Origin of the sequence: Streptomyces sp. NBC_00210 (assembly GCF_045160975.1) — a bacterium.
Classification (GTDB): Bacteria; Actinomycetota; Actinomycetes; order Streptomycetales; family Streptomycetaceae; genus Streptomyces.
Window position 1 is genome coordinate 1,106,944 of record NZ_CP108120.1, and the last position, 13,113, is coordinate 1,120,056.

Sequence of the window (13,113 nt, forward strand, 5' to 3'; positions counted from 1 at the left end):
GCTCGGCGTACTCCTGATCGACGACGATCGGCTTCCGCCGGCCACTACACGTGCTTTGACACACCTTCAGCACCCCGGATACATACGCATATACCAGGCCCCATTGACACATGCCCCTCCGCTCAGCCCTCGACCTCCGAGCCTGTGTCTGTCATGCATCACCCTGATTCAGCAACGCGTGATTGTGCCCGATTGTCGGACAACACCGCGGTGGCGATCCGTTCCACCGACTCCGCGATCCGCTTCATGCACTCCCGTGCCTCCGCCGGACTCGCACCGAGCGGATCGGACACGTCGTCATCAGCCGCGTCCGCGGGGGCGGAACCGCGCCGAGCTGCCGCACCCTCGACGAGCGCGACGAACCTGGCAGCCGGATCCACCACACCGGCGGCGTCCTCGGCCCTCACCAGCCGAGCGAATTCGCGCAGACTGAAGGCCCGGGACAGCGCCCGCACCGGGGACAGCCGTACGGCCGCCTCGCGATGCTCCGTCGCGGCCCCCAGCACCAGATCCGAGCTCCCGACCAGCGCGGCTGTCAGTCGGCGGGCGACCATCCCGGACGGGTCCCCGCCCCATTCGGCGAGAAGGGAAGCAGCCGTCGCCGCCATCGGCGTGCCCGGCACGGCCTCTGTGCCCGCGCTGCTCACGTGGATCGTCTCCCGCGCCGCGGCCAGCCGCTCTCTCAGCAGGCATTCGGCGAGGGGCGACCGATAGAGATTGCCGGTGCACACCATGAGTACCCGAAATCGGGACGGGCACGATGTGGCGTTCACGAGAGCACCGCTTCCAGCCGGGACACCTCGTACGCCTCGCCGTACCGGGCGCGCATCTCGTAACCCCGGTAACGCGACCGGGCCTCAACGCCCTCGATCCACTGCTCGCCATACTTTTCGAGCTCCGACCGGTGGCAGCGCAGTGCCTGCAGCTTCTGCTCGATGGTGTCGTCGATGCTCACGTAGAGCTGAGGACGGAAACCTACGTAACTGCGTCCGGACGGTGTGATCGGTTCATACATGAGCACCGAGTTGTAGTACCTGCTCGCCGCGATGGTGGCGAGAGCGGTGTTCGCGTGGGACCGGTGAGTGTCGAACGGCCAATGGGTGAATACCATCGTCGGGCGGAAGTCATCGATGATCTCGTTGATCGCCTCCACCACGGTCGAGTGGTTCTCCACGTCCTTCGCGGGGAATTGCAGGATCTCGAGTTCCTTGACCCCGAGCGTCGCGGCTGCTTCGTAACCTTCTTCCTTCGCGACGTCGGCATCCCGGAAGTGGCTTCCGCTGTAGCTCGTGTACTCCGAGGAGCTCATCACGAGGAAGCGCACCTGCGCCCCAGTCTGTACCAGCCTGGCAGCAGTGCCGCCGGCCGCGAGCTCGATGTCGTCGAGATGAGCCCCCACGAACAGGCTGCGCTCGAACATTGGATTGCTGCAGAACATCAGCTCTTCCTCCCGGGAAACGCCGGCCGCCACAGCGACCGCGACAGCCAGGCAGCCGAACCGGAGCCCTGGGCCCCGAGGCAGCGGAGCGTTGCGCCAAGAGCCGCGGCGACGGGCTCTGTGTCGAAGACCGCGGCCCGCTCTACGAGTTCGGATCGCGCCGCTCCGGCGACCGGCAGACGCACGGCCGCTACCGCCAGTGCGGCCATCCGCACGAGGTCGCCGTCAGGTGCGACGTAGCTGTCACGCAACTCGCCCATGATGTCCGAACATCCGCCGACGTCGAATGACACACAGGGAACCCCGAGCGCCATGGCCTCGAGCAGGACACGAGGGAAACCCTCTTGACGGGAGGGGACGACCAGACAGTGTGATTGCGCCATCGCCCATGCGGCGACGTCGTTCGGTACCCGACCGGCCATCAGCAGAGGCTCGGTGGCGAGCAGCGGACTCAGCGGACCGTCTCCCAGGACCAGCAATTCCGCGTCGGCCAGCTCCTTGCGGATTTCCGCCAGCAGATCCGGCAGGCGGTCCGCGCCGCGGATCGGGTCGAGGCCGTGCACGTAGATGAACCGGTGGGGGGACGAGAGCCATCGCTGGACGACCGGCTGCGAAGCCAGCTCGGGCTCGGAGACGGCTTGGGTTCGCCACGCTTCGACATTGACGTCGTTGCTGGCGAGCAGGATCCGGTCCTGGTCGATACCGTAGCGGTCGGCGTACTGGTCGAGGAGGCGCGGCGGGCCGGTGACGACCGCGTCGACCGCCCGGCGCAGCACGAAGGCATGGATGAGGCGCCCTGCGCGCTTGCGCACGCCGAGGCGGGATCCCGGGAGGAAGCCGACGCCGCCCGACGACCACAACGCCACGCGCCATCCACCCCCGAGCCGCCCGGCCAGCCACAGCAGAGCCGCCAACTTCCAGTGGATACGAACGAAGATGACATCGACCCCCTCCCGCCGTGCCCGTGCCACGAGGCGGGCGAAGGCGCGTGCCCAGCTGAGGTTCAGCCGCAGCGGTGGCAGGTCCACGGGGTCGCCGTACCGTACGGCGGTCGTCCGGCTGATACGTGACAGGGCATCGACGAGGCCCGGGACGTGCGCGGCGTGACCGCTTCGCATGCCCGAAGTAGTGAAGACGTACCACATGCGCAGCGTCTCGACGGGGGCCAGCGCGTCGGTGGAGAGCAGCAACTTACCGGCCGGTGTGGTTTCGCTGACTCGGAAACCCGCGCGGGTGTAGATCGCGAGGGCCCGCTGGTTTCGCCGGTCGCAGTTGATCGTTACCACTCCCGACGACTGAGCGAACAACCGGGCGAGCATCCAGGAGGCGATCCCGGTGCTCCAGTGGTCGGGATCCACGGCCACGCGGTGTACGTGTACCCCGTCCGGCCGGCTGGAGGCGACGAGGAAACCGACCGGCTTTCCCGATGCCACGGCAACGAGGCTCAGTTCCTTCTTGCCGGGCAGCGGGCGGGTGAAAGCTTCGAGATCCCAGGGCGCGTCGTCGTAATGGGCGCTCGCCTGGTGCACGCGTCGTTCCAGTTCGACGAGTGGACCGAGCAGATCGTTCGTCAAGTCCCTCAGGCTGCACGGCCCTTGCCCGTGCCGACCGGTTGACACCATCCCCGCTGTGCCTTGCATCTGAGGTCTCCGGGTCGGTAGTGGTTCGCTCGCCAGATTGACACGGCGCAACGTGGTGGCATGCCCGGCGAGCCGCCCACGGGCGCCGGTACACCCCGACGGCGTAGACGCTCCGCCCCGCCTGCGTGCGACGTGTGAGGGCAGATCAGCCGCGGCGCGCATCCGTCGTCAGATTCGCGTAGAGCTCGTGGAACCAGTCGGCGGTCCCCGAGATATCCACCTTGGCGGCATCTGCGAGTGCCCCAGCGGCGAGGACCGGATAGACCTCGGGACGCATGGCCTGCAGGATGCCGTCGGCGAGGGCTTCCGGCGAACCCGGCCGGGTGAGGATTCCGTTGCGGTTGTTGTGGATCAGCTCGGGGATGCCTCCGACTGCAGTGGACACCACCGGTACGCCGGCCGCAATCGCCTCCATGACCACGACCGGCATCCCCTCGCTGTGCGAGCTGAGGAGCAGGACGTCCGCAGCCGCCACCAGGCGATTGGCCTGGGGTACCCGGCCCAGGAAGCGGACCCGGCTGCGAAGTCCTCGCCTGTCGATCTCGGCCAGGACCTGCCCCCGCAGGGGACCGTCCCCGGCGAGTGCGAACAGCGCGTCAGGTCGGCTGGCGAGTACCCGAGAAGCCGCGTCGATCAGCAGGAGATGGTTCTTGACAGGCCTCAGATTGGCCACACAGGCGAGAACGAAGGCGTCCGTGGGGATTGAGAACTCCTGCCGTACCTGGCCCGCCCGCTCGGCCCAGTAACGCTGCTTGCCAACGTCAACGCCGTGGACCCGCGTACAGACGCGGCGGGCGCCGCGCACATTTCGCGACCTGGCGACCTGTGGCGAGACCGCCACCATCAGGTCCTCGAGACCTCGGGTAGGACGGTCCAGCAGCATGGCCAATCGAGTGGCGTGCTCCTGATGGACTGTCGAGATCAGCGAAGGCCTGGGCCGCATGAGGCGGACGAAGGGCCGCAGTACCGCGGCGAGCGAGGGCGAGTGCACATTGACCACGTCGGGTGCAAGACGCCGGACCGCGCGGACCAGCCTGGCATAGCGAAGCCACCGCGGGCAGTTGCGCAGGTCAACGACCGTCACTCCGGCGCCCCGGAGAACGTCCACCAGTTCGTCGGTCGCCGCTTGCATGAAGACCACGCTGTATGCCAGCCCAGCCCGCGGTGTCTGACGAAGGCGCTCGACCAGGAGCACCTCGGCTCCGCCGATGTCAAGCGTCTTGATCACCTCGCAGACCCTCGTTCCGGTCAACGCGATGCCCTTCCCGACCGTGGCTGTCCGTGCGTCGCCAGGCATTTTTTCCTCAACGCATTGTTTACGGTGCGGACTTGATGACCGGTCTGATCCATCCTGGGCCTCTCGAATCCGGTCTGGGGAATTCCTCGTGATCCTAGATTCGAGCACGCCCGCGGACGGAGCAATCCAGGTGCGACCAACGGTGAGTCAGCTGGAGAATCACCCGCTTGCCGGAACTGCACTTTCCCGCGCTACGAGAGTATCGAGCGAATACCGGCCTCTCGGCGATCCATCCATGACCTCTCGGGTTGATTTTGCGACGGTTGCCCAAAGCAGCGGATACACACGTCGCGCCCTTGACAGATCCTGGAGTGTGCTCGGCCTAATATCTGCGCATGTCGACCGCCACGTACCGAACCCCGGGTTCCGGCATTCCACGCCTACGCGTGCTGAGCGTCATTGCCAGAATGAATATCGGGGGTCCGGCCGTCCAGATGTCGGCCATCATGCGGGGGATGAATCCCGAGCGATTCGACCATCACCTGATCACCGGACATGTGGGTCCGAATGAGGCGGACTATCTGGACCAGCGGGCACCCGACCTGCCGGTCCATCGGCTCGAGCGACTGGGACGGTCCGTGCGGCCCACGGACGATGTGCGCAGCCTGCTCGAACTGGCGGCAGCCATGCGCCGGTTCAGGCCCCATATCGTCCACACGCACACAGCGAAAGCGGGCGCACTCGGGCGGGCAGCCGCCGTGCTGGCGCGTGTCCCCTCAAGGGTGCACACCTTCCACGGCCATCTCCTGCATGGTTATTTCTCTCCGGCGAAGACTCGGGTCCTGGTGCAGACCGAGCGCAGGCTGGCAGCCCTCACTGATCGGTTGGTTGCCGTGGGCAGCCGGGTGCGGGACGACCTCGTCGCCGCCGGCATCGGAAAGGCGAGCCAATACACGGTCACGCCGCCCGGCACCAGGCTTGCAACCGCACCAGAGCCAGCCGAAGCCCGGCGGCAGCTCGGACTCCCGCAGGGCTGCCCCGTAGTCGCCTATGTCGGTCGGATTACCGGAATCAAACGCCCCGACCGCTTTCTCGCCGTGGCCCGCGAAGTGCGCCGCACCGTGCCCGCAGCGCACTTCGTGGTGTGTGGATCGGGCGACTTCCAGCCGGATCCGGAGGCAGTCGCCGATCTCGGTGACTCGCTCCACCTGCTGGGCTGGCGCGCTGATGTGGAGACCGTCTACGCGGCGGCCGACCTGGTATTGCTGACCTCGGACAACGAAGGCATGCCCGTCAGTCTGATCGAGGCCGGCCTGGCGGGGCTGCCTGCGGTGGCCACCGATGTCGGCAGCGTCGCGGAGGTCGTACAAGACGGAACGACGGGGCTCCTGGCAGGACCGTCGTCAGGTGAGCTCGCTCGCCACACGGTGACTCTTCTGTGCGACGGGAAACTGCGCCAAGCGATGGGGGCACAAGCCCGTACGTTCACCACCCAGCACTTCGGCGCGGAACGTCTGGTGGCCGACACGGAGGCTCTCTACACCTCCATCGCCGTCGCCCGCGGCTGGTGGACCGAATCCCGTTCGAAAGGTGAGCACTGTTGAACGTCCTAGTCACCGGAGGTGCCGGCTTCATCGGTGCCAACCTTTGCCGAGAGCTGGCATCCCGTCCGACCGTGGGCAAGGTCATCGCTCTGGATGATCTGAGCACAGGTTCCGCAGCCAACCTGGCGGGAGTCGACACGGAGCTGATCGAGGGCAGCATTCTCGACCCCGAGCTCCTCGACGGCGTCGTGTCGGGAGTGGATGCTGTCGTCCACCTCGCGGCCCGCCCGTCCGTACCCCGGTCTCTGGCGGACCCCGTCGCCAGTCACCGCGTCAACGCGACCGGGACGGTGTATGTCCTCGAGGCATGCCGACGCCATCACGTCCCCGTGGTCGCCGCCTCGTCCTCCTCGGTCTACGGAGCCGTCCCCGTGCTGCCCAAACACGAGGAGCTGCCCACCCGGCCCATGAGCCCCTACGCCGCAAGCAAGCTCGCCACCGAGTCGTACGTCCTCGCCTACGGTGCCTCGTTCGGCCTCCCGGTCCTGGCGTTCCGGTTCTTCAACGTCTACGGGCCGTTGCAGTCGGCCGGGCACGCCTATGCCGCCGTGGTACCGGCCGTCATCGATGCCCTGCTGCGCGGCACGCCCGTGAGAATCTTCGGCGACGGACTGCAGACGCGGGACTTCACCTACATCGGAACCGTCGTCAGGGTGCTGGCCGACGCTGTCCTGCGCAAGGTCACGTGCCCTGGTCCGGTCAACCTGGCCTTCGGTACGCGGGTGCCCGTCATCGACCTCACCCGGCAGCTTGCGGACATCATCGGGTCACCCGCCGACATCCGGCACGAGGCGGCGAGGCCGGGAGACGTCCGCCACTCCCAGGCCTCGGGCGGCGTCCTGCGCGAACTCTTCCCGGATGTCGCCCAAGTGCCCCTGGAGCAGGGGCTGGCCGAGACCGTGCGCTGGTTCCGTACCCTGCCCGAGTACGAGGCGCCGGCAGCTGCCGAGTCCCTCCCGGTCGAAGTGGGCTGACCACGGCTCTGAGGGGAGCCCCGGCGACGCGTCGGGGCTCCCCTCAACTCTGTCCTCTCTCTCTTACGTGTACACGGGGACTCTCAGCAGCAGTCCCCACGCCACCGCAGTCACCGCGGTCACCACGACGACCGCGGCCAGCGCGGCGCTCTGCGGGAACACCCTGAACATGACGAGCACCGCTGTCAGGCACGACATGGCCGCGAAACCGCCGATGACAACGGTCACCTGGCGGACGGTCAGCCCGAGGCTCCGCAGCCGGTGGGCGATGTGATCCCTGCCGCCCTGCAGCAGAGGTCTGCCCTCCCTGCGGCGGGCGACCATGACCAGTCCGGTGTCCGCGGTGACGACCAGCGTGATGAGCAACAGACTGGTGTACTCGTAAAGGGCGGCGGTGTCCTTGTGCAGGACTACCGCGGCCGAGGACACCACAAAGCCCACGAAGAGCGAGCCCGCGTCACCGAGAAAGATCCGCGCAGGATGCCAGTTGTGGAACAGGAAGCCCGCGCTGGCTCCGGCGACGGCAGCCATGACCGCGGCAATGCCGACCAGCCCGATGGAGAGGGCGGCACAGCACAGGAATCCCGCGGTGACGGCGGTCACGGTGGACACCACCCCGTCCATGTTGTCGAGCAGGTTGAACGCGTTGGTGGTGAAGAGGATCCAGGCGACCGCGATCACCACGTCGAACCATGAACCGAAGAGCACGGGATGGCCGCACCACAGCACCACCACCAAGGCTGCCGCGGCCTCGACACACAGACGCAGGCGAATGCTGAGCGGACGCAGGTCGTCGCCGAGGCCCAGCACGGCGATGAGCGAGGCGCTTGCGAGCAGGACGACGACTGTGACGTCGGTCCCCTTCACAGCGACTGTCGCCACCCACGCCGCGACAACGGTGGCGATCGCGACCGCGATGCCGCCGAGATAGGGAGTGGGATGTACATGGGCTTTGCGTGCGCTCGGCTGGTCGGTGTAACCGCGCCGCAGGGCCAGGCGTCGCAGGGGCTCGGTCAGCAGGGCGGCGATGAAGAGTGCCCCCACACCCGCGCCTGCCGACACCAGCCAAGGGCTCAGACCGGACATGGGCCCACCAGCGCCGTGCGGCCCTTGGGGTCGCCTGTTCCTCCCTTCGCCGAGCCGTCGGCGGCAGCCCCGAGTGCCTGCCTCCGCACGTCGCTCCGGGCGTCTTCGACCGCGTCGTCCAAAACGTCGTCGAGGTTCCGTTGCGGCTTCCAGCCGGTGAAGTTCCTGAGTTTCGTGGTGTCGGGAACCCGGCGCTCCATGTCCTCGAACTCCGGTCCGTAGACCTCGCTGTACGAGACACGGTGTACCGGCGAGCTGCTCTTGGCGCACGTGATGATCCGCCGCGCCAGATCCAGCACGCTGATCTCCTCGTCGCTCCCGATGTTGAAGGTCTGGCCTACGGCGTCCGGCAGGTCGATCAGCAACATGAGCGCTTCGACCACGTCTGCTACATGGAGAAAGCAGCGGCTCTGCTGTCCTGTGCCGTAGACGGTGAGGGGCTCTCCGCGAACTGCCTGACGGGCGAATCTCGGGATGACCATGCCGTACGCGGGACTCTGCCGAGGGCCGACGGTGTTGAAGAACCGCACGATGGTGGACTGCAGTCCGTACTCCCGGCGGTAGAGCTCGGCAAGGATCTCATCGACCGCCTTGGCAGTGCTGTAGGACCACCGTGGGACGGAGGTGCTGCCGAGGATGCGGTCGGATGTCTCGCTCAGCGGTCCGGACGAGTTCTTGCCGTAGATCTCCGACGTGCTGGCGACAATTACTCTTCGGCCGTGGCGGTGAGCGGAACCGAGGACCGCTTCGGTGCCCTTGGTGTTGGTGGTGAAGGAATTCAGCGGCTGTTCCACGATGAGTTTCACACCTACGGCCGCCGCCAGATGCACCACGACATCACATTCACTCACCAACTTGTCGACGAGCGATGTGTCCAGCACGGAGCCGTGGACGAACTGGAAGTGGCCCGCCTCGCGCGCGCGTACCAGGTTTGCCAGGCTTCCCGTGCTGAGGTCGTCAAGTGCAACGACCGGCTCACCGTGCGCCAGAAGTGCATCGACGAGATGGGAGCCGATGAAGCCGGCTCCTCCGGTGACCAGGTATTTCGGACGTTCCATCACGCCGTCACTCCCTGTTTGCGGGTGGGCGTTGCCAGGGGCAAGTGCCCGGCAACGCACGGCAACGATAGCCAGGGAAGACGCAAAAAGAATGAATTGAATCCCGCAATTAGTCCATTCGCCCCTCTTGGCTACCCACATGCCCCCATTCGCCTGGCGAGTGTTCACTCGGGAGACGGACAGCAAGCCGCGTCGAGCGAGCGTGGGGCATATCCCAGCGAAGCATTCTGCATGGCCAGCTGAGAGGAGTCCGATCGTGCCGACGGCAACAAAGAAGGTGGTGGTGGTCGGCCAGGGATATGTGGGCCTTCCACTCGCCGTTCGTGCGGTGGAAGCCGGGCGCAACGTCGTTGGTCTCGATGTGGACGAGATGCGCGTCAAGCGCCTTGCCGGCGGCGAATCGTTCGCCGCGGACGTGACGTCGCCCCGCCTACTGGCCGCCCTCAACTCGGGCCGCTATGCCCTGAGTACCGATTACGCGGATGCGGCGGGCTTCGACGTCTGCGTCATCACGGTGCCCACGCCCCTGAAGGACGGTGCCCCCGACCTGAGTTTCGTGGAGAGCGCCGCGCAGGAAGTCGCCCAGTACCTCCGGCCGAACGCCACGGTGATCCTGGAGTCGACGACGTATCCCTGCACGACGGAGCACGTGGTGTGCCCGATTCTGGAGGCGGGCAGCGGACTTCAGGCGGGCAAGGACTTCTTCCTCGGATACAGCCCGGAAAGAATCGACCCGGGAAACCCGACCTGGCGGCTCGAGAACACCCCCAAGGTGGTCTCCGGCATGGACGACGAATCCCTGAGGCATGTCGAACTCTTCTACGACGACATCGTGGACCGTACCGTCCCGGTCAGCTCACCACGCACGGCCGAGTTGACCAAGCTGTTGGAGAACACGTTCCGCCATGTCAACATCGCCCTCGTCAACGAGCTCGCGATGTTCTGCAAACCGCTCGGCATCGACATCTGGGAAGTGATCGATGCGGCGTCGACCAAGCCTTTCGGCTTCATGCGCTTTCTGCCCGGGCCCGGCGTGGGCGGACATTGCCTGCCCATTGACCCCTCCTACCTCTCGTGGCAGGTCAAGCAGCAGCTGCGGCACGACTTCCGATTCGTGGCACTGGCCAACGACATCAACAGTCATATGCCCGACCATGTGGTACTGCGCGTTGCCAGGGGGCTCAACGCCCGGCGCAAGCCGGTCAACGGCAGCCAGGTTCTGGTCCTCGGGCTCGCCTACAAGAGGAACACCGGCGACATCCGTGAGTCCCCTTCCGTCGCGGTCGCCCTCGGACTCCGGCACATGGGCGCTCACGTCCTCGCCGTGGAACCGCATGTCGACCCTGGTCAGCTGCCCGGGGACATTCTGTGCGTCGAACTCACGGAGGAACAGGTCGCGGCAGCTGATGCCGTGGTCATTGCCACCGACCACGACTCCTTCGACTACGCAATGGTGGAGCGTGTCGCCGACTACGTATTTGACGCCTGCAATCGCTGCCGCGTGGAAACAGTTGAGCGTCTCTGAGAGACGCCGGTGCACTCCATTGGGGTGCGAAAAGTCGAGTGCACATGCCATGCGCCCTAAATCTCTCAGCCTGCCTCCTAGGCTGACTGCCCACTCAACCGCTCCGACTGGGGAATGACGTTGGATCTGCGCGACTACCTACGAGTCCTTTCCCGTCGATGGCGGGTCATCGCCCTCGTGACTGTGCTGGGGACAGTGGCGGGCGTCCTGGCGAGTGTCCTCGTCACTCCGGAGTACCGGGCGACGACCACGCTGTTCGTGTCCCTCCAGGCCGACGCCGACACGTCCCAGCTCAATCAGGGCAACTCGTTCGCCCAGGCCAGAGTCCAGTCCTACGCCGGCGTGGCCCAGAGCCCCGAGGTGACCGGACCGGTCCTGGAATACCTCCGGCTCGACATGACGTCTGCCCAGCTGGCTGACCGGATCGAGGCCGAAGCGCCGCTCAACACGGTTCTGGTCCACCTGACCGTCACCGACACCCATGCGGCACGAGCCGCCCGGATCAGCAACGCGGTCGCTCGCCGCTTTGCCTACGTGATCAGGAAGCTGGAGAGCCCCGAGGAGAGCAGCCTCCCGTCCCCGGTACGGCTGACCGTGACACACCCTGCCACCGTGCCGACCGCGCCCTCGTCCCCGAACACCCCCGTCAATGTTGCCCTGGGTCTGGCGGTGGGCCTGCTGCTCGGGCTGGGGCTGGGTGTCGCGCTGGAGACGGTGGACACGTCCATGCGTGATTCCAAAGCCCTCGCCGAGTGCCTGGCAGGTGCCGGTGGGCCTCCGGTGCTGTCCAGCATCGTGCAGGACCCACGAGCGGCACGGCAACCGGTCTCCCTGCGCGACGACATGCACAGTCCGCGTGCGGAGGGCTTCCGGAAGCTTCGTGTCAATCTGCAGTTCGCGGAGGTGGATCAGCGGCCGAAGGTGATCGCCGTCACCAGTCCGCTGCCGCGGGAGGGCAAAAGCAGTGTGTCGGTCAACCTGGCCGCCACCCTGGCCGAGGAAGGGGCAAAGGTATGTCTGATCGACTGCGACCTGCGCCGGCCTTCGATTGCTCCGGCCCTCGGCCTGGTCAGGGACGCCGGGCTCACCACAGCTCTGGTGGGCCAGGCCGAACTGCATGAGGTACTGCAGTCGGCCGGTACGTTCTCGGTGCTCGCCAGTGGCAGGGTCCCTCCCAATCCGACACAGCTCCTCGGCAGCACCTATTTCGCCTCCCTGCTGCGCACCCTTGCCGGGCAGTTCGACCATGTCGTGGTGGACACGGCTCCGGTCCTTCCCTTCGCCGACACCACAGCGATGGCACCCGCCATCGACGGCTACCTGCTCGTGGCGCGCGCCGGGCGGACAAGCCGGAGCCAGGTCATCGACGCCCTGCGCATCCTCGAACGCGTCAATGTCCCCGTGCTGGGTGCCGTCTTGAACGCCGCTCCGGCACGAGGAGAGGGCGACGCACACGCCTATGCGTACACGTACCGGCCGAAGCAGGACACGACAGCCCGGTTCTCTGCGCTCGTGTCGTCGCGGCTGGCGGCGGTGGTTCCCGGTCGAGGTCCGGCCGACAAGCAGCACGCGGCGCGGGTGCCGTCCAAGACACGATCGTAGAACCGGCGGCGTGAGGTCATGCGTGGTGCAATGGCGGTCCCCGTCGTGGTCGTGGCCCTGGTCGGTGGAATGCTCGTCACCTCGTGTGAGACGGGGGGCTCAGCCGGGGAGCTCGGCCGGGGCACGGATGGGCGGGCTGCGGCAGGGATCGAGCAGTTGCGGGCCGAGGTCGTCGAGACCCTGCCCCATGACCCGACGGCCTTCACCCAGGGCTTGGAGATGACCGACGGCGGCGTGCTGTACGAGAGCACGGGCGTGGTCGGACAGTCCTCGGTCCAGGCTGGACCCCTCGACGGTTTTCCGGCGGTCCGCACCGAGTTGGCCGAGCCGCTGTTCGGCGAGGGGATCACCGTCGTGGGGGCGACCTTGTGGCAGCTCACCTGGAAGAACGGCCTGGCCGTCGAACGGGACGCAAGGACGCTGACCGAGTTGCGCCGGGTCCCTTACCGGGACGAAGGCTGGGGCCTGTGCCACCAGCGGCTTCGCGACCGGCTGGTGACGAGCGACGGCTCCTCCCGGCTCACTTTCCGCGACCCCCGAACGCTGGTGAGAACAGGGGAGGTTACCGTCACCGCCCACGGGCAGCCGGTGAGCCGGCTGAATGAGCTGGACTGCATCGGCGACGTCGTGTACGCCAACGTCTGGCCGTCGGACCGGATCATGCGCATTGATACGAACACCGGAGCGGTCACGGGGGAGGTAGACGCCACGGGCCTCCTCACGTCACAGGAGGCTGCCCGAGCAGATGTACTGAACGGTATCGCGGCCATTCCCGGCACCGGTCAGTTCCTGATCACCGGCAAGTGGTGGCCCAAGATGTTCCGGGTCGCCTTCGTTCCCAGGTGAGCGACTCTGCGGCCCGTTGTACGGGGGACGGGGGAGGCCTGATCCACTGGCCGGAACCGTGCGGTACATTTTGCGCGCCCTTGACCGGCAGCAACTTTCAGAC

General features: G+C 66.8%; 11 protein-coding genes. 5 read left to right on the top strand and 6 right to left on the bottom strand.

What is annotated here, in order from left to right; genetic code table 11:
- Positions 1-158 precede the first annotated feature (158 nt).
- The 4 genes from OG729_RS04985 to OG729_RS05000 form a co-directional block, all read right to left on the bottom strand.
- The gene (locus tag OG729_RS04985) at positions 159-773 is read right to left on the bottom strand and encodes a low molecular weight phosphatase family protein (RefSeq protein ID WP_405804553.1); all 615 of its coding nucleotides are present in this window, start codon (positions 771-773) and stop codon (positions 159-161) included.
- Entirely contained in the window at positions 770-1,438 is a 669-nt protein-coding gene (locus OG729_RS04990; protein ID WP_405804555.1) for a PIG-L deacetylase family protein, read from the bottom strand. Before OG729_RS04990 ends, OG729_RS04985 begins: the two co-directional genes overlap by 4 nt.
- On the bottom strand, positions 1,438-3,012 hold the full coding sequence (locus tag OG729_RS04995) for a GNAT family N-acetyltransferase (RefSeq protein WP_405804556.1): 1,575 nt from the start codon (positions 3,010-3,012) through the stop codon (positions 1,438-1,440). The genes OG729_RS04990 and OG729_RS04995 overlap by 1 nt, the downstream gene beginning before the upstream one ends.
- 211 nt (positions 3,013-3,223) lie before the next feature.
- On the bottom strand, positions 3,224-4,306 hold the full coding sequence (locus OG729_RS05000) for a glycosyltransferase (RefSeq protein WP_405804558.1): 1,083 nt from the start codon (positions 4,304-4,306) through the stop codon (positions 3,224-3,226).
- 476 nt (positions 4,307-4,782) lie between these two features.
- On the opposite strand from OG729_RS05000, the gene OG729_RS05005 reads away from it, so the two are divergent.
- Both OG729_RS05005 and OG729_RS05010 read left to right on the top strand, forming a co-directional pair.
- A complete protein-coding gene (locus tag OG729_RS05005; RefSeq protein WP_405804560.1) occupies positions 4,783-5,919 on the top strand; it encodes a glycosyltransferase in 1,137 nt (378 codons plus the stop codon).
- Positions 5,916-6,893 (top strand): NAD-dependent epimerase/dehydratase family protein, encoded by a 978-nt coding sequence (locus OG729_RS05010; RefSeq protein WP_405804561.1) that lies wholly within the window; start codon positions 5,916-5,918, stop codon positions 6,891-6,893. Before OG729_RS05005 ends, OG729_RS05010 begins: the two co-directional genes overlap by 4 nt.
- Positions 6,894-6,956: 63 nt before the next feature.
- Here the strand turns inward: OG729_RS05010 and OG729_RS05015 are convergent, their stop codons facing one another.
- The gene (locus OG729_RS05015) at positions 6,957-7,979 is read right to left on the bottom strand and encodes an MraY family glycosyltransferase (RefSeq protein ID WP_405804563.1); all 1,023 of its coding nucleotides are present in this window, start codon (positions 7,977-7,979) and stop codon (positions 6,957-6,959) included.
- Positions 7,967-9,178, bottom strand: a complete 1,212-nt coding sequence (locus OG729_RS05020; protein ID WP_405804564.1) for an NAD-dependent epimerase/dehydratase family protein — start codon at positions 9,176-9,178, stop codon at positions 7,967-7,969. Before OG729_RS05020 ends, OG729_RS05015 begins: the two co-directional genes overlap by 13 nt.
- Before the next feature lie 115 nt (positions 9,179-9,293).
- Between OG729_RS05020 and OG729_RS05025 the strand changes: the two genes are divergently transcribed.
- The 3 genes from OG729_RS05025 (at position 9,294) to OG729_RS05035 (ending at position 13,010) form a co-directional block, all read left to right on the top strand.
- Positions 9,294-10,562, top strand: coding sequence for a nucleotide sugar dehydrogenase (locus OG729_RS05025; RefSeq protein ID WP_360865854.1), 1,269 nt, complete (start codon positions 9,294-9,296; stop codon positions 10,560-10,562).
- A 114-nt stretch (positions 10,563-10,676) separates the two neighbouring features.
- Complete coding sequence (locus OG729_RS05030) at positions 10,677-12,164, top strand: polysaccharide biosynthesis tyrosine autokinase (protein ID WP_360865857.1); 1,488 nt, start codon at positions 10,677-10,679, stop codon at positions 12,162-12,164.
- An 18-nt stretch (positions 12,165-12,182) separates the two neighbouring features.
- Positions 12,183-13,010: a glutaminyl-peptide cyclotransferase gene (locus OG729_RS05035; RefSeq protein WP_405804565.1), complete on the top strand. Its 828-nt coding sequence runs from the start codon at positions 12,183-12,185 to the stop codon at positions 13,008-13,010.
- The last annotated feature ends 103 nt before the right edge of the window (positions 13,011-13,113 follow it).

What these genes read in the sequence shown, in the direction of transcription:
- OG729_RS05005 (WP_405804560.1), top strand. Translation starts at nt 4,783, where the DNA reads ATGAATATCGGGGGTCCGGCCGTCCAGATGTCGGCCATCATGCGGGGG.
- OG729_RS05020 (WP_405804564.1), bottom strand. Translation starts at nt 9,178, where the DNA reads ATGTGGGTAGCCAAGAGGGGCGAATGGACTAATTGCGGGATTCAATTC.
- OG729_RS05015 (WP_405804563.1), bottom strand. Translation starts at nt 7,979, where the DNA reads ATGTCCGGTCTGAGCCCTTGGCTGGTGTCGGCAGGCGCGGGTGTGGGG.
- OG729_RS05030 (WP_360865857.1), top strand. Translation starts at nt 10,677, where the DNA reads ATGACGTTGGATCTGCGCGACTACCTACGAGTCCTTTCCCGTCGATGG.
- OG729_RS05035 (WP_405804565.1), top strand. Translation starts at nt 12,183, where the DNA reads ATGCGTGGTGCAATGGCGGTCCCCGTCGTGGTCGTGGCCCTGGTCGGT.
- OG729_RS04990 (WP_405804555.1), bottom strand. Translation starts at nt 1,438, where the DNA reads ATGTTCTGCAGCAATCCAATGTTCGAGCGCAGCCTGTTCGTGGGGGCT.